Origin of the sequence: Tropicimonas sp. IMCC6043 (genome assembly GCF_004146235.1) — a bacterium.
GTDB lineage: Bacteria > Pseudomonadota > Alphaproteobacteria > Rhodobacterales > Rhodobacteraceae > Tropicimonas.
Genome location: NZ_SELO01000014.1, coordinates 63087 through 88083, shown reverse-complemented (window position 1 = coordinate 88083; position 24997 = coordinate 63087). Strand labels below are relative to the sequence as shown.

The following is a 24997-nucleotide window of genomic DNA, read 5'->3' as shown; positions in this document are numbered from 1 at the left end:
CAGGCAATGCGGCTTCGTTATTCCGCCAGTTTCTCGTCGAGGATCTTGGCGAAATCCTCGTAGGGCATGTTGGAATATTTCTCGCCGTCGATGATGAAGCTCGGCGTCGAATTGATGCCGTGTTCCTCCGAATTGGCTTCCCACCATGCCACGAGTTCCTGCGCCTTGTCGGCATCCTGCAGGCAGGCGTTGACCTGGTCGTCGGTCAGCCCCGCCTTGCGGCCGATCTTACGCAGGTTGTCGGCGACCTGCGCCGGCTCGCCGCCAGCCCAGCCCGAAATGTCCTCGAAGAGCAGGTTCTGCACGCCGAAATACCGCATCGGATCGCAGCGGGCGACCATCGAGGCCCATAGCCCGTAGCGGTCGAAATAGACGTCCCGGAAGGTGAAGCGGATCTTGCCTTCGTCGATGTAGTTCCGCCGGATTTCAGGCAACACCGACTGTTCGAAATTCGCGCAATGCGGGCAGGTGAAGGAGGCATATTCGATCACATGCACCTTCGCGTCCGGATCCCCGAGCGTCATCTCGGTGATGGTCTGGCTCTCGGATGCCTCGGCTGCGCCGACCAGAGTCGGCATCGACACCGGCCCGCTGGCTTGCTGGCTCATCCAGTAGCCGGTTCCGGCGGCGGCGATGGCGGCAAAGGCCGCCGCGGTCAGATAACGCTTCATAGGGGGGTCTCCGGTTCGGTCTTTTTCGATCTGTTGAGGATTTCTGCTCCGAGCGCCTCGAGCGCGCGGCGCAATGCGTCGTCGTTCACGCCCTCGGCGAGGTTCGCCGCGCCACGGCGGGTGGCGGGTTCAAGTGCGGGCCGGGTCGTAACAGCCGCCGGGGCGAAAGCCGCCTGGCCTTCGGCGAACCCGGTCGGTGCGGTCTGGGTGAAACGGATGCGGGAGATGGCGTTGTAACCGTAGACGGCGTTGATCTTCTCGCGCAGTTTCGGCTCCTGCATCTGCAGCATCGGCCCCTGCGCCCCGGTGGTCAGCAATGTCAGCGTCGCACCGAAGCCGCCCTTGGAGTAGCTGACAGAGACAGGCCGGGCGACGGCGGCGACTGCCTCGCCAACGATCTCGGCCCAATGGGTCAGCACCCGGGACTCCGAGAATCCGCGGGTTTCCGACGCCTTGCGGATGCGCTGCGCGAGAATGCGCGAGGTCCGTTCGAACCCGCGCTTGCGCCGGGGCGTCTCACTGTCCTTCGATGTCGTCACGCTCTGGCTTTCCCTCTGTTCGGCGCTATTCTACCCCACTCGGCGACGGGGGCCAGAGCTTCGCATCGAGGGGACATAAAGATTGCGTGACAGCGACATCGCCGCCGCCGGCGCGGCGCTCCTTGACTGGTATGACCGCCATGCCCGCGCCATGCCCTGGCGTGTCGGTCCGTCTGCGCGCCGTGCCGGGGAGCGGCCGGACCCCTATCGGGTCTGGCTGTCAGAGGTCATGCTGCAACAGACCACGGTTGCTGCGGTGCGGGACAAGTTTCTCCGCTTCACCGCTCTTTGGCCGGATGTCGCGGCGCTTGCTGAGGCCGAAGATTCAGCGGTGATGGCCGAATGGGCCGGGCTTGGCTATTACGCCCGTGCCCGAAACCTCGTGAAATGCGCGCGCGTGGTTGCGGAGGGTCACGGCGGACGCTTCCCGGACAGCCGCGAGGCGCTGCTGGCCTTGCCCGGCATCGGTCCCTATACCGCCGCCGCGATCGCCGCGATCGCCTTCGACCGGCCCGAAACGGTGGTCGACGGCAATGTCGAGCGTGTCGTCTCTCGCCTCTTCGCAGTGCGAACGCCGCTGCCCGCGGCCAAGCCGGAGCTGACCTTGCTGGCCGCGCGGCTGACACCGGCAAATCGACCGGGCGACCACGCCCAGGCGATGATGGATCTCGGCGCGACGATCTGCACGCCGGGCGCTCCGGCCTGCGGTATCTGCCCGCTGGTCGGTCCCTGCGCCGCGCGCGCGGCGGGCATCGCTGCGGAGTTGCCGGCGAAAGTGGCGAAGCGGCCCAAGCCGGTGCGCTACGGCTATGCCTATGTCGCCCGGCGCGACGACGGTGCGCTCCTGCTCGAGCGGAGGCCGCCGCGGGGCCTGCTGGGCGGCATGCTCGGCTGGCCCGGGAGCGATTGGGGAACGGACCCCTCAGAGGCCCCGCCGCTCGCCGCCGACTGGCGCGCAGTGTCCGAAGAGGTCCGCCATACCTTCACGCATTTCCACCTCCGCCTCGCGCTGCGGGTCGCCGAGGTGCCGCGGGGAGCCGCCGCGCGGCGTGGCGAATTCGTGGACAATGCGGATTTTTCGCCGGCATCGCTGCCAACCTTGATGCGAAAGGTCTGGACCCTTGCCGAACCGGCGTTGGCGGCGCGTTGATCCCGCTGCCGAACGGCGTAGCGTCCCTGCGTCCCTGCGTCCCTGCGTCCCTGCGTCCCTGCGTCCCTGCGTCCCTGCGTCCCTGCGTCCCTGACCACCGAAAGCGCCGAGAACGGTCCCCGCGCCGCAGGTTGCTCACATCTCCAGGGCCGCGCCCTTCTGGCTCTCGCTCCCGATGGTCCCGCTTGCCTGTCTCGCGGCGACCTGTAGCGGCGTGTTCGTCTTCGCTCCACCGATCTTCTCCCGGGGGATGTTCTCGCTTCTCGACGCGCTGACCGGACTCAACGAGGACAACGCCGATCCCGCAACGACCGACGGTCAACTCGTCTGGTATCGGCTCTCTACCCGGATCTGGCTTCCGATCCTGGCCGGCACGCCGCGCGAAACGGTTACCGCGTGTTTCAAAGAGGGGTTTCACCGCAATTTCTTCCGTGCGCTGCCGGCATGCGTCCTCTCCGCCTTTCGTGCAGAGCGCGAGATGCTCGCCCGAAAGGGACTTCCGTGGCATCACCCATCGATTTTCCCTTTGGCATTACCGGGCGTTCCGGTTGGGTATCTGCTTCGGGCCTTCTTTCCCATGATCCCACCGATCTGGCGGCGGCAGTTCTATCCCGAGATCGCGGATTGGACATTCTGCAAGCGGGCCACCAACCCGACGCCGCGCCAGAAAGCCCTTGCATCCAGCCGGACCGGAACGGCAACTGGCGCGCATGGACAAGGTGCAGCGCCAATACGAGGACTATCCCTATCCCGACCGCGACCCGGCCGAAGAGACGCGCCGGCTGATCGTCGGCTCCCCCTCTTTCCCGGTCGAGCTCGACCACCACCTCTTTGGCGGCAAGCGGGACTGGGCGGCAGGGACCTCCATTCTCGTTGCCGGCGGCGGAACCGGCGACGGGCTCGTGCAGCTGGCGCAAATCCTGACCCGGGCGGGCGTCCCGCACGAGATCACCTATCTCGACCTCTCCGCCAAGGCGCGCGAGGTCGCCGAGGCGCGGGTCGCCGCGCGGGGCCTGAAGGGCATCCGGTTTCACACCGATAGCTTGCTGAACGCGAATCATCACGGGACATTCGACTATATCGACTGCTGCGGCGTGCTGCACCACCTGCCCGATCCACAGGCCGGCTTCGACGCGCTCGCCGCGTCGCTCGCGCCGGGCGGCGGGATCGGGCTGATGGTCTATGCCCCGCATGGCCGTGCCGGCGTCTATCCGCTGCAGGACGCGTTGAACGCCGTCACCGACGGCCTGTCCCCGAAGGACGCCATCGCGGCGGCCCGGCAGATCCTCGAGCGGGTGCCCGACGGTCATCCGTTCAAGCGCAACCCGCATCTCGTCGATCATATGGCGAGCGACGCGGGGTTTCTCGACCTGCTGCTGCATGGACGCGACCGCCCCTATACAGTGACCGAGCTGCACGCCGCCCTGGACCGGGCCGGCCTCGCCTGCGTCGCCATGGTGCCGCCGGCGCAATACGATCCGTCCCCCTATCTGCCGGACGGGCTCGCGCCGGATCTTGGGCCGGTTGCGACGATGCAACTGGCCGAAAACCTCCGAGGAACGATCAAGGTTCACATCGCCTACGCGACCTGGCCCGACCGCGCGGGAGAGGCGAACGCCCGCCCGCGCGACCTCTCGATAGTGCCACATCTGAAGGGCGTGGCCGGTCCGGCGCTGGCGAAAGCAATTGCCGCGAAGGGACAGGTCCGCGTGACGCTGGCCAGCGAGGCGGTCCGGATGCAGATCCCGAAGAAGGCGGCGCCGCTGGTCGCCACGGTCGACGGCCGCACGCCGCTGTCGGCAATTGCGGCGCGCGCGCGACTCGATCCGGTCGGTTTCGGGGCGCTCTGGTCGGAGGTCGACCGGGCACTGAGCGGCTGGGGTATCCTGCACTATTCCCGGCTTCCGGTCTGAATTGGGACCATGCAGGCAGGGGCAACGTGCCGGTTCTTCCCGGTCCGACTAGCCAACGCGCGTGCCGCGTCCCGGACGAAAAGGCCCCGCCCTTAGGGGGCGGGGCAGTCATGGTGCCGTCCATGTCAGGCTACAGGCACCGGCGGTAACGCGTGTGATTTCCTGGTTTCAGTTGGGGCGGGCGGCCATCTCGGCGCGGATCTGCTGGCGCAGCACGTCGATCGGAACCGGCTTGCCGTCGCGCTTAAAATGCCAGTAGAGCCAGCCGTTGCACGAGGGCGCCCCCTCAAGCGCGGCGCCGACCTGGTGAATCGAGCCCTTGGTGTCCTTGGCAATGAGCGTTCCGTCGGCGCGCACTTTGGCCGCCTTGCCGGCGGGACTAGTGAGCACCTCGCCCGGCCGCAGCATGCCGCGTTCCACCAACTGGCCGAACGGCACGCGCGGCTCGGCGCGCTTCGACGTAGTGACCGTCAGCGCTTCCCGGTCGAGCCTATGGGTCCGGGCGATCCGGTCCTCGGCTACCTTGCGATAGCTCGCCTCGCGCTCGATGCCGATGAAATCGCGACCCAGCATCTTGGCCACTGCGCCGGTCGTGCCTGTGCCGAAGAACGGATCGAGCACCACGTCGCCGGGATTTGTCGTGCCGATCAGAACCCTGTGCAGGAGGCTCTCGGGCTTCTGTGTCGGATGCGCCTTGTCGCCATTGGCATCCTTCAGCCGCTCGCCGCCATTGCAGATCGGCAAGACCCAGTCCGACCGCATCTGCACGCCTTCGTTCAGCGCCTTCAACGCCTCGTAGTTGAAAGTGTATCTGCTGGCCTCGGACTTGCCGGCCCAGATCATCGTCTCATGTGCGTTGGTGAGGCGCTTGCCGCGGAAATTCGGCATCGGGTTCGACTTGCGCCAGACGACGTCATTGAGGATCCAGAAGCCTGCGTCCTGAAGCTTCGCACCGACGCGGAAGATGTTGTGATAGGACCCGATCACCCAGATCGCGCCGTCGGGCTTCAGCAAGCGGCGCGCCTCGGCCAGCCAAGCGGCGGTGAAACGGTCATAGGCCGCGAAGGAGGCGAAACTGTCCCAGGCGTCGTCGACCGCGTCGACCAGCGAATTGTCTGGGCGGTGGAGGTTGCCCTTGAGCTGGAGATTGTAGGGTGGGTCGGCAAAGATGAGGTCGATGGAGCCCTCCGGAAGCGCCCTCATTTCCTCGACGCAATCGCCGGCAAGGATCGTGTTCAGCGGCAGCGCTGCCTGCGCCGCCTTGGTGGTCGTCTTGGTCATGTCTGCCTCGTCCCCGCGTCCCGTTTATTTCGGACGTCGTGTTGAGGGCAGTTTGAGTCAAAGGTGATTCGTGGTCAAATTCTTTTTTGAATCAAGGGCTTGAAGAAACCCCTTGATACAAGATATTGCGCACCGGAGCGAAGGAACGTCTATGGTGTGGGGTCACGCCAAGATCTCGAAGCGCCAGGTGATGCTCTTTTGTCGGATAGCCGGCGTTGCGCTCCCAACCATAGCCGGGGTGCTGTTGCGCCAAATCCACCATCAGGCGGTCGCGCGCCACCTTGGCGACAATCGAGGCGGCGGCGATCGAGAGGCAGGTCGCGTCGCCCCGGACCACGGCGCGACCGGAGCAGGGCAGCGCTCGCGGCAGCAGGTTGCCGTCGATCAGGGCGAGATCCGGCGCGGGGCGGAGTTCCGCAAGCGCGCGTTCCATCGCGAGATGGGAGGCGCGAAGGATGTTGAGCTGGTCGATCTCCTCGATACCGACATGCACGATGGCGACCTCGGCGCGGGCGGTGATCTCGAGGGCCAGCGCCTCGCGTCGCCTGGCGGTGAGCTTCTTGGAATCGTTCAGACCCGGCGGGATGTCGGCCGCATCGAGGATGACGGCGGCGGCCGTCACGGGGCCGGCAAGCGGGCCGCGTCCGACCTCGTCGACCCCGGCAATGATCCGGTGGCCGGCCGCCCTGGCAGCAAGTTCGAGCGAGAGGTCGGGTGTCATGGAACGGGTCAAGCGCAGGCGGCGCCGTGATGCAAGCGGGATCTGGCGCGCCACTCGCGCCCGGCGGACCATTACCCCACCGAGCGCCGCTCGCTCCGCATCGCCCGTTTCAGTGCTGGGCGGGCCAACATCCGGCCGAGATAGCCGCGCAGCCCGGGCTCGGTGATCGGGAAACGCGCGATCTGCGCCCAGTTTCCGCAATGGGTGAGGATGATGTCGGGCACCGTCATCACCTCGCCCATCAGGAACGGCCCTTCGCCCATCCGGGCAGCGAGCGCCGTCTGGCTGCGCTCGAACTCCCACTTCAGGCTCTTCTTGATCGCGCTTTCCCGCAGCTCTTCGGGCAGCACGAAGGAATGCCGCGCCGCCATCCAGAGCGCGGCGTCGAACTCGTCGAGCAGGAATTGCGTCAGACTGTCCTGCCGCGCGCGTTCCAGCGTGCCGGCGGGATATGTGAGCTTTCCGTGGCAATCGGCGAGATAGGTGAGAATGGCGGTGGAATCGGTGATCGGCGTGTTGTCGACCACGAGCACCGGCACCTTGCCCGTCGGGTTCATCGCCACGACATCGGGCGAACGGGGCGGCGACGGCACATGTTCGTATTCCAGCCCCAACTCTTCCAGCATCCAGAGGACACGCAAAGTGCGACTCTTCGAGCTTCCGATCACGGTATACATGGATGGTCCTCCCCAGATGCTCCAAGGCTGGCACGGGCGGGATGGAGGGTAAAGCCGGAAGACCGGGTATCAGCGGCCGCGGGTTTTCAGATGCGCCAGCCGCAGGAAGGCACGTTCCACCAGCGCCATCTGCGGTGCCGTCTGCCCGGCTGAGCGCAGTGCGAGATCGGTGTCGATGAGCGTCGAGAGCGCGCGGTCGAGCCGGTCGGGGCTCCATCCCTGGGCCTGGCGAATCATCCGGTCGCGGCGTGGTCCGAAGACCGGCGGGCGCTGGCGGGCGATGCCGGCGGCGGGGCCCTTGGGATCAGCGGCCGCGGCGTGCAGCGCGCGGAAATGGCGCAGCGCGGCGATGGTGAGGTAGACCGGCGTCTCGCCCTGGCCGCCGAGCTTCTGCATCAGCGGGCCGATATCGCCGTCACGCCCCTCGGCGACGGCGTGCAGCACGTCGTCCACCGCGGCCTCGATGGTCGCGGGCGCGAGTGCTGCGATCTCTCCGCTCGTCAACGGCTCGGAATCGCCGCGTTTGTAGAGCGAGATCTTCTCCAGCGTCTGGCGGAAATCGCCGGGGTCGAGCGCACGGGCAAGCGCCTCGAGATCGCCCATTGCGGCCGGATCGATCCGGGCAAGACCGGCGCGTTTCAGTTCGGCCTCGATCTCCGCGCGGCTTGGCGGATCGTCGTAGATCGCCGCGGCGAGCGCGTTGGAATGGTCCTCGAAAAGCTTGCGCAGCTTCGAGCGGGCAGCCAGCGTTCCGGCCGTGACGACGATCATCGCGTCGCCCTCCGACCAGTCGTCGAGCGCCGCGGCAATCGCCGCGCTCTGAGCGTCGCCGGCCTCCTCGACCAGCACCACGCGCTGGCCGGGGAAGAAGCCCGTCGCCTTGACCTCGTCGGTCAGCGCCGCGCCGTCGCGGCGCAGCTCGGCCGCCTGCATCCGAGTGAGTCGCATTTCGCTGTCGCCCTCGGGTCCGATCAGCGCCGCCACGAGGTCCTGCCGCCGGAGCGCCACCCGCATCGCGTCGGCGCCATAGATCAGCAGCCCCGCACGTCGCACATCCGGCTTCGCGAAGAAGGCGTTGGCGTCGCGGGAAGAGAGTTTCACGGCAGCCAGGTTCCGGCGGTGGCGACCAGCCGGGTGGCGACCTGGTCGGCCAGGATGAACATCAGCCGCCGCTCGGCATCCTTCTGCGACGCGCGCGTGGCCACCGTGGTGCCGATTGCCGAGTAGCTGGTGAAGTTGCTCTCGGTGCCGCTGGTCAGGACCGCGCCGGTCGACCGGTCCACGACACTGAATTCAAGCTCGCCCACGAGGTTGTAGCGGTAGGTTTCGTTCGTCGGCGTGACCGCGAGCGACTCGACCGCGATCGTCGTGACGTGGTTGAGTTGATACGGTGCGGCGTCGCCGGCCCGCCCAAGGCGCTCCTCAAAACGCTCGACGAAATAGTAGCCTCGCGGATCCCACGGCGCCGCGGCCTGGACCTGACCGCGCAGGCGCTCGCCCACTCCGCCCGGCGCGTAGACCGGCGTAAAGCCGCAGCCCGTGGCGAGGAGGCATGCCGAGAGGCCGGCAAGCAGGGTTCTGCGATCAGACGACCACATTCGCGATCCGCCCCGGCACCACGATGAGTTTCTTGGGCTGGCTTCCGTCAAGTGCGCGGACCACCGCGTCATGGGCCAGGACCAGCGCCTCGACCGTGGCCTTGTCGGCCTCCTTGGCGACCTCGATCTCGCCGCGCCGCTTGCCGTTGATCTGGATCGGCAGGATGACGGTGTCCTCGACCAGCATCGCCGGGTCCGCCTCGGGCCAGGCGGCCCGCGCCACCAGCCCGGCGCCGCCGAGCAGCGACCAGACCTCTTCGGCCAGGTGCGGCGTCATCGGCGACAGGAGCTGCGCCATGACGCGCATCGCCTGCGCCTTCGCCCCGGCGCTCGCCTGTGACTTGGCGATGGTATTGGTGAAGGCGTAGAGCTTGGCGATGGAGGTGTTGAAGGCAAAGCCCTCGATCCCCGCGGTCACGTCGGCAATCGCCCGGTGCGTCGCTTTTTCCAGAGCGACATCCTCCGCGCCGCCGTCGGGCGCGCCGGCTTCCCGAAGGTCATGGGCCATCCGGTAGACCCGGCCGAGATGTTTGAAAGCAGCCTCGGCGCCGGCGGCTGTCCATTCCACGTCGCGCTCCGGCGGGCTGTCGGACATTACGAACCAGCGCGCGGTGTCGGCGCCGTATTTCCGGACGATGTCGACCGGGTCGACAACGTTCTTTTTGGATTTCGACATCTTGGCGGAGGGGATAATTTTCACTTCCCGCCGTTGATCAAACTCACGGTGCCACGCCTCGCTGAGCGCCTGACTGTTCGATGGATCGACCCCATCCCTTTCCAGAACTTGGCGGAGAAGTGCCTTCTTTACTCCGAACTCATCCGAGAACTCCAAGATTTCTTCAGGAAACAAGTAGTTAATCCGGGTCGCCTCAGTCTTAGTGTATTCCTCGAGTTCGGCATCTGATTCAGTGCCGATTACCTGAACGCCGGTCGCAATACGTTGGTCATCGAGCCGGTAGATCGAATGCGTCACCATGCCTTGAGTGAAAAGGGCCTCGAAGGGCTCCTTGCACTTCGCGGGCAGGTGGCCGGTCAGGTGCATGGCGCGAGCGTAGAAGCGCGAATAGAGCAGGTGCAGGATCGCGTGCTCGATGCCGCCAATATACTGGTCGACGTTCATCCAATAGTCGGCCTCTTCGGCCACGGTCGGCGTTTCGGCATGGGGCGCGGTGAAGCGGGCGAAATACCACGACGAATCGACGAAGGTGTCCATCGTGTCGGTCTCGCGCCCGGCCGGCTTGCCGCAGGCAGGGCAGGGCACGTCGCGCCAGGAAGGATGCCGGTCGAGCGGGTTGCCGGGGACGGAGAAGTCGATCGGCTTGCCGTCCTCGTCATAGGGCAGCTCCACCGGCAGGTTCTCGCGCTTCTCCGGCACCACGCCGCAGCTTTCGCAATGCACGACGGGGATCGGGCAGCCCCAGTAGCGCTGGCGAGAGAGACCCCAGTCGCGCAGGCGGAACTTCGTGACTCCTGTGCCGAGCCCCTTCTCCTCGAAGAACGAGATGGCGGCGGCGATGGCCTCGTCGCCGGTTTGGATCTCCTCGCCCGCGAATCCCTTGATGAAGCGGACCTTCTCGCTTTTCGGCGGCAGGTAGACATCGCCGCCGGCGTCCGCAGGGACGAAATCCTCTGGTGTCTCGACGGGCTCGAAGGTCGGCACGACCGGGAGCCCGTATTTACGCGCGAATTCGAGGTCGCGCGCGTCATGCCCGGCGCTGCCGAAGATCGCGCCGGTGCCGTAATCCATCAGGATAAAGTTGGCGATCCAGATCGGCAGTTCCCAGCTCGGGTCGAGCGGGTGGCGCACCGTAAGGCCGGTGTCGATTCCCTTCTTCTCCGCCGTCTCGAGCTCTTCTTCTGAGGTGCCCATGCGGCGGCACTCGGCGCAGAAGGCGGCGATGTCGGGGTTCTCCGCTTCCAGCGCCCTGGCCAGCGGATGGTCCGGCGAGATGCCGAGGAAGCTCGCGCCCATCAGCGTGTCGGGGCGGGTGGTGTAGACCTCGATCCGGTCAAAGCCGTCCGGCGCGTCGACGGTCTCGAACCCGAATTGCAGGCCGCGGCTCTTGCCGATCCAGTTGGCCTGCATCAGCCGGACCTTCTCGGGCCAGTTGTCCAGACCGTCCAGCGCCTCAAGAAGCTCCTCGGAGAAATCCGAGATCTTGAAGAACCACTGGGTGAGTTCCTTGCGCTCGACCAGCGCGCCCGAGCGCCAGCCGCGCCCGTTCTCCACCTGCTCGTTGGCCAGCACCGTCATGTCGACCGGGTCCCAGTTGACCACCGCGTTCTTGCGATAGATCAGCCCGGCCTCCAGCATGTCGATGAACATGCGCTGCTGCTGAGCGTAGTATTCCAGGTCGCAGGTGGCGAATTCGCGCGACCAGTCGATCGACAGGCCAAGCGGCTTCATCTGGCCGCGCATGTCGGCGATGTTGGAATAGGTCCAGTCCTTCGGGTGGCCGCCCGACGCCATCGCGGCATTCTCTGCCGGCATCCCGAAGGCGTCCCAGCCCATCGGGTGCAGCACGCTGAATCCGCAGGAGGATTTGTAGCGCGCGATGACGTCGCCCATGGTGTAGTTGCGGACATGCCCGATATGGATTCGGCCCGACGGGTAGGGGAACATCTCGAGGACGTAGTATTTCGGCCGCGCGGGATCGCGCTTCGCCCGGAAGATGCCGGCCTCGTCCCAGGCGGCTTGCCATTTCGGTTCGATCTCGGACGGGATCAGGCGGGACATCGCGTACCTCGGCTAGCGGAAATGCATCGTTGCGCGCCGTGATAAGCGCGCGACCCGCCAGCGTCCAGCCCGGGCGTTGCCTCAGAGGGCGAGTTGCTGGATGCGCAGCTGCCGCGCCCGGTTGAGGATCGCGTCCTCGACGGCACGGACGGTGTCGGCATCGGCCGGGCCCGAATTGGTGGAGATCGCCACCTTGAGCGAGCGCGCGTCGAGCGCCGGATCGGTGATATAGACGGTCGCACGATAGGCGCGCCCGCCGCCCGGCGGCGTGCCGTACCCTGTAACGATGACGCCGGAGAACGGGTCCACCCGCTGGATCGGCAGGAAGTTCAGGATGTCGAGCGAGGCGACCCAGAGGTAGCGGTTGACGCGGAGCGTGATGTTGGGATCGTCGACATTGGTAAACAGATCCCAGATCGTCTCGCGCTCGTTGAAGTTCTCGTCGAGCTTCGGGTTGTATTCGTCGGGCAGGTTATTGGGATCGACATCGCCGGAGATGCCGAATCCCCCGCAAGCGGAAAGATACGCCACCAGACTCACCGCGGAGCCGATCCGAACCAGTCGTGCGAAGGTCATGCCCTCTGCCCCTCCAAACGCTCTTTTCGCTTCTCTATCCGAGCGATGGCAGGCTCACAAGCCTTTAGAGGCGAGGCGGAGTTCCGCCACTGTGGCAAAGCTGCACCAAATCCCGGCACCCGGATTGCTCCTCCCAACACCGCCTTGCAATCGAACCGCTGTGGAGCGAGACACTTGCTCATACCCAATTCGGACTCACGTCCATTCGGTCCCCGAGTTGTGGTGAACTCTTGAGATACACGAGGGAAAACGATGAAAAAGGTTCTTCTCACTTCGACCGCCCTGGTCGCCTTCGCCGGCGCCGCGGCTGCTGAAGTTACCGTCTCCGGCTGGGCCGAGATGGGCGTTGCCGGTGGCAGCGACATCACCACCCAGTTCTTCCAGGACGTCGACGTCGACTTCACCATGTCCGGTGAAACCGACAACGGTCTGACGTTCGGTGCCAATGTCGACCTCGACGAGGCTGGCGGGCTTGGCTCCAACTTCAACAACCAGGGCGTGGACATCTTCCTGTCCGGCGAGTTCGGCACCGTCACCCTGGGTGACACCGACGGCGCTCTCGACTGGGCGATCCAGGGCCTCGACACCTGGGGTGACCCGGGCTCGATCGACGACTCTGAAACCGCTCACTGGGGCTGGCAGGACGTTTGGCTCGACGGCACCTATGACGGCCAGATCCTCCGCTACGACTACACCTACGAAGACTTCGGCTTCGCGGTGTCCATCGAGCAGGACGACAGGTCCGACTTCGCTCTCGATCAAGCCGACGAAGACCGCTTCGACTACAACTGGGCGATCGGTGCCAAATACTCCGGTCAGGTTGGCCCGGGCACCCTGATGGGCGGCATCGGTTACCAGCAAGCCGATTTCGGCGCCGTCTCCTTCGGTCTGACCGACCTGCAGGTTCAGGACCTCGCCGAGCAGATCGCCGATCTGGACCAGGATCAGATCGACGAACTCGAGCAGATCTTCGGCTACGACCGGAACAGCGCCACTGCTGACCAAATTACCGTTGCCCTCGGCGAGAACACCTCGGTCTGGGCCATCTCCGGCGGCTACCAGATGGACAACGGCTTCTCCTTCGGCGGTATCTACTCCGACTGGAGCGGCGACAACCTCGACAAGGGCTCCTACTGGGGTGTCGGCGCGGGCTACGCCTTCGACGCGTTCTCGATCCACGCCAACTACGGTGAGCACAACTTCGAATACGATGGTGGCGGCGAGCTCGACACCACCGGTTGGGGTGCTGCTGCTGGCTACGACCTCGGTGGCGGTCTCTCGATCCTGGCCGGCTACGGCTGGTCCCAGGTCGACCTGTCCGGCCCGGCCGGCGGCAAGCTGAAGTCCGACTTCGACACCTTCTCCTTCGGTCTGTCGATGTCCTTCTGATCTCCGATCAGAGCGAATTCAGGGAAGAGCGGGCACTTGCCCGCTCTTTTCTTTTTGGCGCCGCGAATGATAGCAGGGAGCACAGGAACCGGAGAGGGCCGTATGCTTCCGCTCGACAGCGCCAGGATCAAGCAGGATTTCACCAAGGCACTGGCCCTGCAGAAGGCCGGCCGACTCGCCGAGGCGCAGACGCTTTTGGAGCGGCTGGTTGCCGCGACGCCGTCGCTGGCCGAAGCCCATTTCCAGCTCGCCCGAATCGCCCGGCAGCAGGGTCGGATCGATGCAGCCATCAGTCATCTCGAACATGCGCGCGCGGTGCGGCCGACTGAACCGGCGATCTTGTCGGCACTTGGGGAGCTTCTGGCCGCGCAGGGTCAGTTCGACGCAGCGACGGCTGTCTATGACCCGCTCATCGCCGCCGCACCAAAGAATCCCAGCTACCGCGTCGAGAAGGCGCTGGTGCTCCAGCTCGCGGGCGATTTCGATGCGGCGGAGGCAGAACTGCAACAGGCGCTTAAGCTCGACCCGCTCAGGGGCGAGCCGTACCGGATGCTCGTTGCAAACCGGAAGATCGCCGCGACGGATCCATTGATCGGGCGGATGAAGAAGGCGCTCGCGAATCCGAAACTGACGCGGACCGCGCGAGTCCAGATCGAGTTCGCCATGGCCAAGGCGATGGAGGACAGCAAGCGCCACGACGCGGTCTTCCGCTACCTGCGGCCGGCGAACGCGGCGATGAAGAAAGCCTACGGATACGATGTCTCCGAGCGCCGGGACGAGGTCGACCGGCTGATCGCGGCCTTCGCGGGCCACGATTTCACGCCGACTAGGCCGGAGGGGCCCGGATTCACCCCGATCTTCGTCACCGGCCTGCCGCGGTCCGGCACGACGCTGGTCGAACAGATCCTGGCCAGTCATTCCCAGGTGACAGGCGGCGGCGAGATGCGCTATGCGCTGCAACTCAGCTATGGCGCGATCCGCAAACCGGATGGCAGCTTCCGGGCGATGTCGGAGCTCGATGCGGCGCGTATCGCGCAGCTCGGCGCCGACTACGAAGCGGCGCTCCGCGGCACGCATGAGTTCGGCCGCGCGATCACCGACAAGTCGATCCAGTCGCACCTGGTGATGGGCCTGCTGAAACAGGCAATACCCTCGGCCCGCTTCGTGGTCGTGCGGCGCGATCCGCGCGACGGCCTCTATTCAATCTACAAGAACATGTTCGCCCAGGGCACGCATCGCTACGCGTATGACCTCGAGGATCTCGCCGCCTACTATGCCACCTTTCTGAAAATGCTCGATTTCTGGCGCGGCGCCCTGCCCGGTGGCTTTCACGAAATCCGCTACGAGGATCTCGTGGCCGACCCCGAACAGCAGACTCGGGCGTTGATCGCGGCGGTCGGGCTTGACTGGGAGGATGCCTGCCTCGAGTTCCACAAGAGCAAGGGGCCGGTCCGGACGCTGTCGGTTGCCCAGGTCCGGCAGCCGATCTACCGCAGTTCCTCGGCGCTTTGGCGGACTTATGAGAAGGACCTCGCGCCGCTTGTTGCGGCGCTTGAACGCGAAGGAGTTGAGCTCGATGGCGCTTGAGGAGATTCGGTCCCGCGTCGCCGCGGCGGAGCAGGAGGCGAACCGGCCCGCGGGGGCGGTGACGCTGATCGCGGTGTCGAAGGTGCAGCCGCTGGAGCGGGTCGTGGCGACCCTCGCGGAGGGGCACCGGGTCTATGGCGAGAACCGGGTGCAGGAAGCACAGGGCAAGTGGGCGGAGCTGCGCGAGCGGTTTACGGATGTCGAACTGCACCTGATCGGCCCGTTGCAGACCAACAAGGCGCGGGCGGCGCTGGAGCTCTTCGATGTGATCCACACGCTCGACCGGCCGAAGCTCGCCACCACACTGGCGCGGCTCGCGCAGGAGCGCGGCGCCTGTCCGCCGCTCTTCATTCAGGTCAACACCGGCGAGGAGCCGCAGAAGGCGGGCGTGTTGCCGGATGATCTCGACGCGTTCGTTGCCGAGGTGCGCGCGCTCGACCTGCCGCTCGAGGGGCTGATGTGCATCCCGCCGGTTGAGGAGGAGCCGTCGCTGCATTTCGCATTGCTGGCGAAACTCGCAGAGCGCAACGGGTTGTCCGGGCTCTCCATGGGAATGAGCGGGGATTTCGAGCGCGCCATTGCGCTCGGCGCCACGCATGTCCGGGTCGGCTCGGCGATTTTCGGCGAGCGCGACTACGGCTGACGGCTGAACGGATCGCGCGGGCGACACTGCAGCGGGTCCGTTTGGGGCAACTCTCGGTCCTGGAATGCGGTTTTCGGGTCCGGCCCGTTTTGTCAGGGAACACGGATTGATGTGCCCGGCGCAGCCCGTGCCGCGATCCAGGCAAGATGGTCGCGGCGCAGTGCGATACAGCCCTCGGTTGGGTGGCGCGGCTTGCGCCAGGCATGCAGGAAGATCGCCGAGCCGCGGCCCGGCACCGCGTCCGGCCAGTTCCAGTCGGTCGTGAGCACGATGTCATAGAGTCGGTCGGCCCGCCGCAGAAGCTCGTGGCCAAAGCCATGCGGCCGGCGGACATGTGTATTGTAGTCGGGATCGGCCGGATCGTCCGACCAGAGATCGCCCGGCCCGATCGGCACGGCCCAGGGCGCCGGCGGCGCGACGCGGTCGGGACGGTAGTAAAGGCCGGCGACATGATGCACCCCCCGCGGCGTCGCGCCGTCGCCTTCGCGCTTGTCGGAACGGAGCCCGCCGCGACCGATGGCCACGGGGAACCGCCGGTTGAGGAACAGCAACCCGCGCGGGGTCAAAACGAGCTCTTCCGGCGTCATAGCAGATGCCCCGACTTGGCCGCCTTGGTGGCAAGGTACCCAGCGTTGATCTCGTTGTGACCGACCTTCAGCGGCACCCGCTCGGTGACCTCGATCCCCTGCGCCCGCATCATCTCGATCTTGGCGGGGTTGTTGGTCATCAGCCGCACCGCGCCAAACCCCATCTCCCGCAGCAGCGCTGCGCCGATCCGGAAGTCGCGCTCGTCATCCTCGAAGCCCAGCCGGTGGTTCGCCTCGACGGTGTCGAACCCTTGGTCTTGCAACGCATAGGCGCGCATCTTGTTGGCGAGCCCGATGCCCCGGCCCTCCTGGTTGAGATAAAGCAGCACGCCGGCCCCCGCCTCGCCCATCTCCTTCAACGCACCGCGCAACTGCGGCCCGCAATCGCATTTCAGCGAGCCGAGCAGATCGCCGGTGAAACAGGCCGAATGCAACCGCGCCAGCACCGGCGCTGCGCGGTCGGGCTGGCCGATCTCGACCGCGTAATGCTCCTCGGCCCCGTCGTCGGGGCGGAAGATGTGGAGCCGTCCGGCTTCGGCCAGCGCCATCGGCAGCCGCGCCGAGACGACATGCGAATAGCGCGCGCCCTCCTCGCGTGGCAGGTCGGTGGCAAGGTCGAGGACCGTCAGCCCCTCGGCCCGCGCGGCCTGGGCACTCTCCCATGGATGAAACAGGACCGCCGGCAGAAGCCGCGCCTCCTTTGCCAGCGCGATGCCGGCGCGGTGGAGCGCGACGTCGCCGCCGCGCGCGGTCCGGAAGGGGCCCTTCATCGGCTCGGAAAGATCGTCCACCGGATCGGCCACCGCCTGCGCCCATCCAAGGCTCGCTCCGGGAGGGAGTTCGATCCGGGCCAGGTCCCCGTCATAGGCGCGTGCCTTGAGCGTCTCGGCGCGGCGCGCGGTGACCACCATCACCGCCGCACCGCCTGCCGTGAGCTGTTCGAAGCGCACCGGCCCCAGCGTTTCGACCGCTGCCACCAGGGCCGCCGCGCCGCCCTGGGTCAGGCAGACCGGCAGCCCCATGCGCAGATCGGCGCGGGCACGGGCGCGGCGTTCGGCGGGGGTCGGTGAGAGCGGCATCGGGCCTCGCGGGATCGGATGAGGCGCGATAGCACGGCGGGGCTCGGCTCGGAAGCTGAAACAAATCCCGCTGTCTCGACACAACGACGTGATCGGATTGCAGCATTTCTTGTCGAAACCGTGACGCACCCGCATTTGCGCCTGAAGACACAGGAGAAAACCGAATGGCAAATCTGAAAAAGATTCTACTCGTCGATGACGAATCGGACCTGCGCGAGGCATTGAGCGAGCAGCTCGTGATGACGGAGGATTTCGACGTCTTCGAGGCCGGGGACGGGCACGAGGCGATGGAGAAGGTCAAGGCCGGGGTCTTCGACCTCGTCATCCTCGATGTCGGGCTGCCCGATACAGACGGGCGCGAGCTCTGCCGCCTGATGCGCAAGCAGGGCGTGAAGTGCCCGGTGCTGATGCTGACGGGGCACGACAGCGACGCCGACACGATTCTCGGCCTCGATGCCGGCGCGAACGACTATGTTACCAAGCCCTTCAAGTTCCCGGTCCTGCTCGCGCGCATCCGCGCCCAGCTTCGCCAGCACGAGCAATCCGAAGACGCCGTGTTCCAGCTCGGCCCCTACATGTTCAAGCCGGCGATGAAGATGCTGATCACCGAGGACGAGCGGAAGATCCGGCTGACCGAAAAGGAAACCAACATCCTCAAGTTCCTCTACCGCGCCACCGAGGGCGTGGTGGCGCGCGACGTGCTTCTGCACGAGGTCTGGGGCTACAATGCCGGTGTGACGACGCACACGCTGGAAACCCATATCTATCGCCTGCGCCAGAAGATCGAGCCGGACCCGTCGAACGCTCGGCTGCTCGTCACCGAATCGGGTGGATACCGTCTTGTTGCCTAAAATGCGACACATCCGCCGGTTATGAAGGGATGTGGCAACCATTTCCCGGTTACACTCCCCTGGTCGCGTCGGGGTTATGGCGTGGCAACCTCCCTGTTGGACTGGCCCGGGCTTTATGCCCGGGCTTTTTTCATCCGCGTGGTGACAGGGCAACGACGTGACGCGTGCAGGCAGGGTCGCGCCAGCCGTCTCTCCATCGAAGAGCCGTGTATGCGGCCGCCTCGACCCGGCGTTCCGTCATCCTCCTCCGGCACGTTCCATGCGCTTGGATGCGTCGCGCAAACGGGGTAGGGGAGGGCGAAATCAGCCGGAGCCCGCCCATGCCCTTTTCCCTCGCCACCTGGAACATCAACTCGGTGCGCCTGCGTGCGCCGCTCGTGGCGCAATTCCTGCGCGAGGAGGGACCGGACATCCTCTGCCTGCAGGAATGCAAGAGCCCGGTGGAGAAAATCCCGGCGGAGATCTTCGCAAATCTCGGCTATCCCTACATGATCGCGCGCGGGCAGAAGGGCTATAACGGCGTCGCGATCCTGTCCAGGCATCCCATCGAAGACCTGGGCGACAAGGATTTCGCCGATCTCGGCCATGCCCGGCATGTGGCGGCGCGTCTCGAGAACGGCGTCGTGCTGCACAATTTCTACGTGCCTGCCGGCGGTGACGTGCCGGACCGCGAGGTGAACGAGAAATTCGGCCAGAAGCTCGACTACCTTGCCGGAATGCGCGACTGGTTCCGCGAGCACCGGCCCGAACGGGCGATCCTTGTGGGCGACCTGAACATCGCGCCGCGCGAGGACGACGTCTGGAGCCACAAACAGCTCCTGAAGGTGGTGAGCCACACACCCGTCGAGGTCGAGCGCCTCGCCGAGACTCAAGAGGCAGGCGGATGGGTCGACGTGACCCGCGCCGACATTCCCGAGGGCAAGCTCTATTCCTGGTGGTCCTATCGGGCGCGCGACTGGGACGCGGCCGACAAGGGCCGCCGGCTCGACCATGTCTGGGCGACGCCCGACATCGCCGGCGCAGCGCATTCGAGCCGGATCCTTCGGCAGGCGCGCGGCTGGGAGAAACCGTCGGACCATGCCCCGGTTCTGGCGCGATTCGACCTCTGACCCGCGGCCCCTTGCAAGGGGCTGCCGCATGGGCCATCTATCGCCCAACCCATGACAACAGGAGCCACCGATGCTTGAATTCGGCCAGAGCCCGTCCCAACCCGCCGCCGGCCTGATCAAGGACGGCACCGAAGAGACCTTCATGGCAGACGTTATCGACGCCTCTCAGGAGGTGCCGGTCATCGTCGATTTCTGGGCGACCTGGTGCGCGCCCTGCCGGACGCTCGGTCCGATCCTCGAACAGGCGGTGACGGCTGCGAAGGGCAAGGTGAAGATGGTCAAGATCGATGTCGATCAGAACCAGCGCCTGGCCCAGATGCTGGCACAGCAGGGCCTGCCGCTGCAATCGATCCCGACGGTCGTCGCCTTCTACCAGGGCCAGGTCGCGCAAATGTTCCAGGGCGCGCAACCGCAGAGCGCCGTGAACGAATTCGTCAGCCGCATCGCCGCGCTCGCAGGCGATGGCGGTCTCAGTGAAGCGCTCGAGGCGGCTGAGGCCATGTTGGCCGAGGGCGCCGTCGTCGATGCCGCGCAGACTTTCGCGGCGGTGCTCGGCGAGGAGCCGACCAATGCAGCGGCCTTCGGCGGCATGGTCCGCGCTCATATCGCGCTTGGCGAGCTCGACAAGGCGCAGGCCTTCCTCGACAGCGCCTCGGCAGAACTCGTTGGAAAGCCGGAAGTGGAGGCCGCCCGCGCCCAACTCGGCCTCGCGCGCCAGGCAGCCGATGCCGGCCCGCTGACCGATCTGCGCGCCGCCGTCGAGGCGGACCCGGGCAACCACCAGGCGCGTCTCGACCTCGCCACGGCGCTGCATGCCTCTGGCAAGACCGAGGAGGCCGTCGCCGAACTGCTGGAACTCTTCCGCCGCGATCGCGAGTGGAAGGACGGCGCGGCCAAGGCGCAGCTCCTGACCATTTTCGAGGCTCTGAAGCCGACAGACCCGGTGGTCCTCAACGGCCGACGCAAGCTCAGTTCGCTGATATTTGCCTGACGCGGTAATCCCGCTACCTTGGCGTTATGATCACCGAGGCTGACCTGCCGGAGCGGATTCCGGTCTTTCCCCTTCCCGGTGCGCTGCTCCTGCCGCGCGCCCGTTTGCCGCTGCATATCTTCGAGCCGCGCTATCTTGCGATGCTCGACGACACGCTGAAGACATCGCACCGGCTGATCGGCATGATCCAGCCGCGCGAGGGGCAAGGGGCAGGGCTCAACGCGATCGGCTGTGCCGGCCGCGTCACCGGCTTCTCGGAAACCGAGGACGGTCGATACATGATCACGCTCACCGGAATCTCCCGATTCCGGTTGCGCGCCGAGGTCGAGGGTTTCACGCCTTACATTCGCGCCGATGTCGACTGGTCCGGTTTCGCCCGCGATCTCGGCACCCAGGAACGGGACCCGAGCTTCCATCGCACCGCCTTTCTGGAGCTTCTGGCGCGGTTCTTCGAGATTCGCGGTCTCTCGACCGACTGGGACAGTATCAAGGAGGCCGATGACGAACTGATGATCAATTCGCTGTCGATGCTGCTGCCTTTCGACGTGGGCGACAAGCAGGCGCTGCTGGAAGCGCCGAGCCTATCGGACCGGCGCGAGACGCTGACAGCGCTGATGGAGTTCTCGCTCCATTCCGGCGAGGACGGCTCTGAGGTGATGCAATGACCGAGGCGCCGACGCCGCTTCACGATCGCAGGATGCTCGAGGCGCTGGTCTGTCCGCAGACCCGCACAACCCTGCACTATGACGCGGAGCACCAGGAGCTCATCTCCCGCGTCGCGCGGCTGGCCTATCCGATCCGCAACGGCATTCCGATCCTGCTGGTGGACGAGGCGCGAAAGCTCGACTGACTGGCGCGGCCTCCGAGGCGCGCAGAGGTGCTTGCCCCGCGCTCTTGTAGGACCGCCAGTGCCAGTCCGGGGGCGCGGGTTCAGGCGGGCCGGCCCTTCAGCAGGTTCGGGATATCGCCAGTGACGCCCGCGGCTTCGCGGATGAAGGCGCGGCGCAGGCCAGGCATCCGGTCGATCGCCGCCATGCCGATGTCGCGGCCGAGCCGAAGCAGCGGATTGTCGTTTGAAAAGAGCCGGTTGACGGTGTCCATGCCGAGGGCGAGGGCGCTCCGGTCGAAGCTGCGCCAGGCGCGGTGGCGTTCCAGGACGAGCGACGAACCGATATCCTCGCCACGCCGCCGCGCTTCTGCCAGCACCTGGACGAGCGTTGCAACATCCACGAGCCCCTGGTTGAAGCCCTGGCCGGCGATCGGGTGCACGCCTTGCGCCGCATCCCCGATCAACGCCAGCCTTTCCCCGACAATCCGGTTCGCCATGGTCAGGTTGAGCGGGTAGCTGAAGCGCGCGCCCGCCAGCCGGATGTCCCCCAGGAAATCGCCGAAGCGCGGGCGCAAGGCTTCGAGGAAGCCCGCATCGTCCAGCGCGGCGATCCGCTCGGCGGTCTCGGTGGCCTCGCTCCAGACGATGGAACTGCGGTTGCCGGGCAACGGCAGGATCGCCAGAGGCCCGGACGGCATGAAGAACTGGTGCGCCGTGCCGCCATGCGGCAGCTCGTGCTCGACGGCGCAGACCAGCGCGGTCTGCCCGTAGTCCCATCCGGTTCGCCGGATGCCCGCGCGCCGGCACACGCCGGACGTGCGTCCGTCCGCGCCGACCAGCAGCGCACCGGTCAGGCTTTCGCCGGAGGCCAGCGTGATCCGCGCCGATTCCGGCGTGATCTCCTGCGCGATGACATCCTCACCGGAGCGCGTGGTCACCAGCGGGTTCGCTTCGATGGCATCGAGAAGCGCCTGGCGCAGGTAGCGGTCTTCGAGCATGAAGCCCATGGCGCCTTCGTCGATCTCGCCATTGTCGAAATGCATCGCGAAGGGCCAGACCGGGCCTTCTCCGGCCCGCCCGTCGCTGGTCACGATATGCAGGATCGGCTGTGCTTCGTTCGCGACGCGCTCCCAGATGCCGATGGCGGCCAGCAGGCGCTGCGAGGCGAGCGCCAGCGCATAGCTGCGCCCGTCGAACCCGGTATCGCTGCGCGCCGCGACACTCAGCCGGTCGACGACGATGGAGGAGAGGCCCGCCTGGGCCGCCGCAAGCGCCAGCGCCGGACCATTGAGCCCGCCGCCGACGATCAGGATATCGCAATCATGTTTCATCGCCGTCAGACATACGCCCCGCTGCGGGATTGTCCATGCGCTGGTCCGCCGCTACGGTCCGCGCAGGCGAGTTTTTCCGGGAGGCGGAGATGGATGCGTGGCTGAAGATGAGCGCAGCCGAGCTGGGGCGCGGGATCGGGGATCTGCGGATCGACCCGGTGGCTCTGGCCGAAGCCTTTCTCGAGGCGATCGACACGCATCCCTATGGCGACCGGATCTACGTCCGTCCGACGCGGCAGCGGGCGCTCGACGAGGCGATGGCGGCGCGTGCCCGTGCGCAGAGCGGAGGGCGCCGCGGCGCGCTCGACGGTGTGCCGGTGAGCTGGAAGGACCTCGTCGACACCGCCGGCATCGAGACCGAGGCTGGCAGCGCGTTGCTCAAGGGGCGCGTGCCCGGCGCCGATGCGGAGATGCTGCGCAACGCCACTGCCGCCGGCCTCGTCTGCCTCGGCAAGACCCATATGAGCGAGCTCGCTTTTTCCGGCCTCGGGTTCAACCCGGTCACCGCCTCGCCGCCCTGCGTGAACGATCCCGAGGCGGTGTCCGGCGGCTCGTCCTCGGGCGCGGCGACCTCGGTGGCCTACGGTCTCGCCCCCGCGGCGATCGGCTCGGATACCGGCGGGTCGGTGCGCCTGCCGGCGGCCTGGAACGATCTCGTCGGCCTCAAGACCAGCCATGGCCGGCTGTCTCTCCAGGGGATCGTGCCGCTCTGTCCGCGTTTCGACACGATCGGCCCGCTCAGCCGCAGCGTCGAGGATGCCGCGCTGCTGCTCGCCGTGCTCGAGGGTGGCAAACCGGCCGACCTGACCGGCGCAACGCTCGCCGGCAGGCGTCTCATGGTGCTCGAGACCGTCGCGCTCGAGGAGATCCGCGCCGAGCCGCTCGCCGGTTTCGAGAGCGCCGTCGAGCGGCTCGCCAGCGCTGGAGCGGTGATCGAACGCCGGAAGCTGCCGGTCGTCGCCGAGGCGCTGGCGTTGTCCCCGTTGCTCTACGCACCCGAGGCCTACGGCACCTGGAAGGACGCGATCGAGGCGCAACCGGAGCTGATGTATCCGGCGATCCTGCAACGCTTCCAGGGTGGCCTCGAGGTTTCCGGGCCCGACTATGTCGCCGCATGGGAGGAGCTAGAGGATCTGCGCGCTCGCTATCTCGCCGAGACCGCCGGATTCGACGCGGTGTTGGTGCCGACCGTGCCGAGCCTGCCCCCGAAAATCGCCGAGGTCGGAGCCGATGTCGCGTTCTTCAACGCCGAGAACCTCCTTGCCCTGCGCAACACGCGCATCGGCAATCTTCTCGGGCTCTGCGGCCTGACTCTGCCGACCGGTCATCCCGGCACCGGCGTCAGTTTCCTCGCCCCGCCGATGCGCGAGGAGGCGCTTCTCCGGCTCGGCGCGGCGGCCGAGGCGGCGCTCCCCTGAGCGCTCTGGCGCAAATGCCACAAGCCCCGGGGAGTCTTGCGACATTTTCTGGACCCGGGCGCCGTCACTGGCTACTCTGCTGGCAAACGGGGCGGTATGACCCCGTGTCCTGAGGCAGTACAGAAACCGAGCGCATGACGTTCCCAGAGAGGTTTGCGGACCTTCCCGAATACGCGTTTCCGCGGCTGCGGACGCTCCTGGCCGATATCGAGCCGGGAGGCGATGTCATTGACATGACTATCGGCGAGCCGCGCCATGCCATGCCGGACTTCGTGGCCGAGGTGCTGGCGGACAATGTCTCGGGTTTCGCCAAATACCCGCCGAATGATGGAACACCGGAGCTGCGTGCCGCCATCTCCAACTGGGTCGCGCGCCGCTACGACGTCCGGATCGATCCTGAAACCCAGGTCATGGCGCTGAACGGCACGCGCGAGGGGCTCTTCGGCGCCGCGATCGCCCTCTGTCCGGAACAGAAGCATGGGCGTGCGCCCGTGGTGCTGGTGCCGAACCCGTTTTACCAGGTCTATGCGGTGGCCGCACTGAGCGTCGCTGCGGAGCCGGTCTATGTTCCGGCGGCCGCCGAGACCGGCTTCCTGCCCGATTATGCTGCGCTTCCGCCCGAGCTGCTCGACCGGGTCGCCATCGCCTATGTCTGCTCGCCCTCGAACCCGCAAGGCGCGGTGGCCGACCGGGCCTACTGGATGCGCCTGCTGGATCTCGCGGAGCGGCACGATTTCAGGATCTTCGCCGACGAATGCTATTCCGAGATCTACCGCGACACCCCGCCCGTCGGCGCGCTCCAAGTTGCCTCGGACCGTGGCGCGGACCCCGAGCGGGTGGTGATCTTCCACTCGCTTTCCAAGCGGTCCAACCTGCCGGGCCTGCGTTCGGGCTTCGTCGCCGGCGGTCCGACCAGCCTCGCGCGCATCCGTCAGCTCCGCGCCTATGCCGGAGCGCCGCTCCCATTGCCGCTCCAGCGCGTGGCCGAGCGCGTCTGGGCCGACGAGACGCATGTTGCGGCGTCGCTTGAACTCTACCAGGAGAAATACCGCCTCGCCGACCGGATCTTCGAAGGCGTGCCGGGCTATGCCGGCCCCGAGGGCGGGTTCTTTCTCTGGTTGCCCGTCGAAGATGGCGAGGCGGCAGCGCGCAAGCTTTACGGCGCATCCGGCGTCCGGGTCCTTCCGGGCGCCTATCTCGGACGCGATGCGGGCGACGGGAATCCCGGCGCGGGGTTCATCCGTGTCGCCATGGTGGCGGATCTGGACGAGGTGCGGCGCGGGTTGACGCGGCTCCGCGACGGCCTCTTCAAGTAACAAG

24 protein-coding genes are annotated in these 24997 nt (G+C 66.6%); 12 read left to right on the top strand and 12 right to left on the bottom strand.

Annotated features, from left to right (window positions below; all coding sequences use genetic code 11):
• Nucleotides 1-17: 17 nt before the first annotated feature.
• Complete coding sequence (locus EU800_RS28865) at nucleotides 18-671, bottom strand: DsbA family protein (RefSeq protein ID WP_129633427.1); 654 nt, start codon at nucleotides 669-671, stop codon at nucleotides 18-20.
• Nucleotides 668-1210, bottom strand: coding sequence for a DUF721 domain-containing protein (locus tag EU800_RS28860; RefSeq protein WP_129633425.1), 543 nt, complete (start codon nucleotides 1208-1210; stop codon nucleotides 668-670). Before EU800_RS28860 ends, EU800_RS28865 begins: the two co-directional genes overlap by 4 nt.
• Nucleotides 1211-1361: 151 nt before the next feature.
• On the opposite strand from EU800_RS28860, the gene EU800_RS28855 reads away from it, so the two are divergent.
• Together EU800_RS28855 and EU800_RS28850 are read left to right on the top strand one after the other, a co-directional pair.
• Nucleotides 1362-2360, top strand: coding sequence for an A/G-specific adenine glycosylase (locus EU800_RS28855; protein WP_129633471.1), 999 nt, complete (start codon nucleotides 1362-1364; stop codon nucleotides 2358-2360).
• Nucleotides 2361-3070: 710 nt separating this feature from the next.
• Nucleotides 3071-4273: a bifunctional 2-polyprenyl-6-hydroxyphenol methylase/3-demethylubiquinol 3-O-methyltransferase UbiG gene (locus EU800_RS28850; RefSeq protein WP_129633423.1), complete on the top strand. Its 1203-nt coding sequence runs from the start codon at nucleotides 3071-3073 to the stop codon at nucleotides 4271-4273.
• 168 nt (nucleotides 4274-4441) lie between these two features.
• On the opposite strand, the gene EU800_RS28845 is transcribed toward EU800_RS28850, so the two are convergent.
• The 7 genes from EU800_RS28845 to EU800_RS28815 form a co-directional block, all read right to left on the bottom strand.
• Nucleotides 4442-5554 carry a site-specific DNA-methyltransferase gene (locus EU800_RS28845; protein WP_129633421.1) on the bottom strand — a complete coding sequence of 371 codons (1113 nt, stop codon included), beginning with the start codon at nucleotides 5552-5554 and terminating at the stop codon, nucleotides 4442-4444.
• 91 nt (nucleotides 5555-5645) lie between these two features.
• Nucleotides 5646-6275, bottom strand: coding sequence for a ribonuclease HII (locus EU800_RS28840; protein WP_129633419.1), 630 nt, complete (start codon nucleotides 6273-6275; stop codon nucleotides 5646-5648).
• A 71-nt stretch (nucleotides 6276-6346) separates the two neighbouring features.
• Nucleotides 6347-6952, bottom strand: a complete 606-nt coding sequence (locus tag EU800_RS28835; RefSeq protein WP_129633417.1) for a glutathione S-transferase family protein — start codon at nucleotides 6950-6952, stop codon at nucleotides 6347-6349.
• 69 nt (nucleotides 6953-7021) lie between these two features.
• Complete coding sequence (gene holA / locus EU800_RS28830) at nucleotides 7022-8053, bottom strand: DNA polymerase III subunit delta (protein WP_129633415.1); 1032 nt, start codon at nucleotides 8051-8053, stop codon at nucleotides 7022-7024.
• Nucleotides 8050-8550 carry an LPS assembly lipoprotein LptE gene (gene lptE / locus EU800_RS28825; RefSeq protein ID WP_129633413.1) on the bottom strand — a complete coding sequence of 167 codons (501 nt, stop codon included), beginning with the start codon at nucleotides 8548-8550 and terminating at the stop codon, nucleotides 8050-8052. The genes holA and lptE overlap by 4 nt, the downstream gene beginning before the upstream one ends.
• A complete protein-coding gene (gene leuS / locus EU800_RS28820; RefSeq protein WP_129633411.1) occupies nucleotides 8537-11287 on the bottom strand; it encodes a leucine--tRNA ligase in 2751 nt (916 codons plus the stop codon). The genes lptE and leuS overlap by 14 nt, the downstream gene beginning before the upstream one ends.
• Nucleotides 11288-11368: 81 nt before the next feature.
• The gene (locus EU800_RS28815; protein WP_129633409.1) at nucleotides 11369-11863 is read right to left on the bottom strand and encodes a DUF3576 domain-containing protein; all 495 of its coding nucleotides are present in this window, start codon (nucleotides 11861-11863) and stop codon (nucleotides 11369-11371) included.
• A gap of 252 nt (nucleotides 11864-12115) precedes the next feature.
• Here EU800_RS28815 and EU800_RS28810 point away from each other — a divergent pair, with 252 nt between their 5' ends.
• From EU800_RS28810 to EU800_RS28800, 3 genes are all read left to right on the top strand, one after another.
• Nucleotides 12116-13252 carry a porin gene (locus EU800_RS28810; protein ID WP_129633407.1) on the top strand — a complete coding sequence of 379 codons (1137 nt, stop codon included), beginning with the start codon at nucleotides 12116-12118 and terminating at the stop codon, nucleotides 13250-13252.
• Nucleotides 13253-13354: 102 nt separating this feature from the next.
• Nucleotides 13355-14839, top strand: coding sequence for a sulfotransferase (locus tag EU800_RS28805; protein WP_165354668.1), 1485 nt, complete (start codon nucleotides 13355-13357; stop codon nucleotides 14837-14839).
• Nucleotides 14829-15482, top strand: a complete 654-nt coding sequence (locus EU800_RS28800; protein ID WP_129633404.1) for a YggS family pyridoxal phosphate-dependent enzyme — start codon at nucleotides 14829-14831, stop codon at nucleotides 15480-15482. The genes EU800_RS28805 and EU800_RS28800 overlap by 11 nt, the downstream gene beginning before the upstream one ends.
• 92 nt (nucleotides 15483-15574) lie before the next feature.
• Here the strand turns inward: EU800_RS28800 and EU800_RS28795 are convergent, their stop codons facing one another.
• Together EU800_RS28795 and ribA are read right to left on the bottom strand one after the other, a co-directional pair.
• Entirely contained in the window at nucleotides 15575-16069 is a 495-nt protein-coding gene (locus EU800_RS28795) for a L,D-transpeptidase (protein ID WP_129633402.1), read from the bottom strand.
• Complete coding sequence (gene ribA / locus EU800_RS28790; protein ID WP_129633400.1) at nucleotides 16066-17148, bottom strand: GTP cyclohydrolase II; 1083 nt, start codon at nucleotides 17146-17148, stop codon at nucleotides 16066-16068. The genes EU800_RS28795 and ribA overlap by 4 nt, the downstream gene beginning before the upstream one ends.
• A 164-nt stretch (nucleotides 17149-17312) precedes the next feature.
• Between ribA and EU800_RS28785 the strand changes: the two genes are divergently transcribed.
• The 5 genes from EU800_RS28785 to EU800_RS28765 all read left to right on the top strand — a co-directional run bounded on the left by EU800_RS28785 (nucleotide 17313) and on the right by EU800_RS28765 (nucleotide 20949).
• Complete coding sequence (locus EU800_RS28785; protein WP_129633398.1) at nucleotides 17313-17999, top strand: response regulator transcription factor; 687 nt, start codon at nucleotides 17313-17315, stop codon at nucleotides 17997-17999.
• Nucleotides 18000-18319: 320 nt separating this feature from the next.
• Nucleotides 18320-19108 carry an exodeoxyribonuclease III gene (locus EU800_RS28780; protein ID WP_129633396.1) on the top strand — a complete coding sequence of 263 codons (789 nt, stop codon included), beginning with the start codon at nucleotides 18320-18322 and terminating at the stop codon, nucleotides 19106-19108.
• A 70-nt stretch (nucleotides 19109-19178) separates the two neighbouring features.
• Nucleotides 19179-20099, top strand: coding sequence for a tetratricopeptide repeat protein (locus EU800_RS28775; RefSeq protein WP_129633393.1), 921 nt, complete (start codon nucleotides 19179-19181; stop codon nucleotides 20097-20099).
• Nucleotides 20100-20125: 26 nt separating this feature from the next.
• A complete protein-coding gene (locus EU800_RS28770) occupies nucleotides 20126-20764 on the top strand; it encodes an LON peptidase substrate-binding domain-containing protein (RefSeq protein ID WP_129633391.1) in 639 nt (212 codons plus the stop codon).
• Nucleotides 20761-20949: a Trm112 family protein gene (locus EU800_RS28765; protein ID WP_129633389.1), complete on the top strand. Its 189-nt coding sequence runs from the start codon at nucleotides 20761-20763 to the stop codon at nucleotides 20947-20949. The genes EU800_RS28770 and EU800_RS28765 overlap by 4 nt, the downstream gene beginning before the upstream one ends.
• 80 nt (nucleotides 20950-21029) lie before the next feature.
• Here the strand turns inward: EU800_RS28765 and EU800_RS28760 are convergent, their stop codons facing one another.
• On the bottom strand, nucleotides 21030-22259 hold the full coding sequence (locus EU800_RS28760) for a UbiH/UbiF/VisC/COQ6 family ubiquinone biosynthesis hydroxylase (protein WP_129633387.1): 1230 nt from the start codon (nucleotides 22257-22259) through the stop codon (nucleotides 21030-21032).
• A gap of 89 nt (nucleotides 22260-22348) precedes the next feature.
• Here EU800_RS28760 and EU800_RS28755 point away from each other — a divergent pair, with 89 nt between their 5' ends.
• Both EU800_RS28755 and EU800_RS28750 read left to right on the top strand, forming a co-directional pair.
• Entirely contained in the window at nucleotides 22349-23677 is a 1329-nt protein-coding gene (locus EU800_RS28755; protein WP_129633385.1) for an amidase, read from the top strand.
• A 134-nt stretch (nucleotides 23678-23811) separates the two neighbouring features.
• A complete protein-coding gene (locus EU800_RS28750; protein WP_129633383.1) occupies nucleotides 23812-24993 on the top strand; it encodes an aminotransferase class I/II-fold pyridoxal phosphate-dependent enzyme in 1182 nt (393 codons plus the stop codon).
• The last annotated feature ends 4 nt before the right edge of the window (nucleotides 24994-24997 follow it).

Coding starts and splice junctions, on each gene's coding strand:
- leuS (WP_129633411.1), bottom strand. CDS start 11,287: ATGTCCCGCCTGATCCCGTCCGAGATCGAACCGAAATGGCAAGCCGCC.
- ribA (WP_129633400.1), bottom strand. CDS start 17,148: ATGCCGCTCTCACCGACCCCCGCCGAACGCCGCGCCCGTGCCCGCGCC.
- EU800_RS28805 (WP_165354668.1), top strand. CDS start 13,355: ATGCTTCCGCTCGACAGCGCCAGGATCAAGCAGGATTTCACCAAGGCA.
- EU800_RS28815 (WP_129633409.1), bottom strand. CDS start 11,863: ATGACCTTCGCACGACTGGTTCGGATCGGCTCCGCGGTGAGTCTGGTG.
- EU800_RS28760 (WP_129633387.1), bottom strand. CDS start 22,259: ATGAAACATGATTGCGATATCCTGATCGTCGGCGGCGGGCTCAATGGT.
- EU800_RS28795 (WP_129633402.1), bottom strand. CDS start 16,069: ATGACGCCGGAAGAGCTCGTTTTGACCCCGCGCGGGTTGCTGTTCCTC.
- lptE (WP_129633413.1), bottom strand. CDS start 8,550: ATGTGGTCGTCTGATCGCAGAACCCTGCTTGCCGGCCTCTCGGCATGC.
- EU800_RS28810 (WP_129633407.1), top strand. CDS start 12,116: ATGAAAAAGGTTCTTCTCACTTCGACCGCCCTGGTCGCCTTCGCCGGC.
- EU800_RS28850 (WP_129633423.1), top strand. CDS start 3,071: ATGGACAAGGTGCAGCGCCAATACGAGGACTATCCCTATCCCGACCGC.
- EU800_RS28775 (WP_129633393.1), top strand. CDS start 19,179: ATGCTTGAATTCGGCCAGAGCCCGTCCCAACCCGCCGCCGGCCTGATC.
- EU800_RS28840 (WP_129633419.1), bottom strand. CDS start 6,275: ATGACACCCGACCTCTCGCTCGAACTTGCTGCCAGGGCGGCCGGCCAC.
- EU800_RS28770 (WP_129633391.1), top strand. CDS start 20,126: ATGATCACCGAGGCTGACCTGCCGGAGCGGATTCCGGTCTTTCCCCTT.
- EU800_RS28750 (WP_129633383.1), top strand. CDS start 23,812: ATGACGTTCCCAGAGAGGTTTGCGGACCTTCCCGAATACGCGTTTCCG.
- EU800_RS28780 (WP_129633396.1), top strand. CDS start 18,320: ATGCCCTTTTCCCTCGCCACCTGGAACATCAACTCGGTGCGCCTGCGT.
- EU800_RS28865 (WP_129633427.1), bottom strand. CDS start 671: ATGAAGCGTTATCTGACCGCGGCGGCCTTTGCCGCCATCGCCGCCGCC.
- EU800_RS28755 (WP_129633385.1), top strand. CDS start 22,349: ATGGATGCGTGGCTGAAGATGAGCGCAGCCGAGCTGGGGCGCGGGATC.
- EU800_RS28845 (WP_129633421.1), bottom strand. CDS start 5,554: ATGACCAAGACGACCACCAAGGCGGCGCAGGCAGCGCTGCCGCTGAAC.
- EU800_RS28785 (WP_129633398.1), top strand. CDS start 17,313: ATGGCAAATCTGAAAAAGATTCTACTCGTCGATGACGAATCGGACCTG.
- EU800_RS28855 (WP_129633471.1), top strand. CDS start 1,362: ATGCCCTGGCGTGTCGGTCCGTCTGCGCGCCGTGCCGGGGAGCGGCCG.
- EU800_RS28765 (WP_129633389.1), top strand. CDS start 20,761: ATGACCGAGGCGCCGACGCCGCTTCACGATCGCAGGATGCTCGAGGCG.
- EU800_RS28800 (WP_129633404.1), top strand. CDS start 14,829: ATGGCGCTTGAGGAGATTCGGTCCCGCGTCGCCGCGGCGGAGCAGGAG.
- EU800_RS28835 (WP_129633417.1), bottom strand. CDS start 6,952: ATGTATACCGTGATCGGAAGCTCGAAGAGTCGCACTTTGCGTGTCCTC.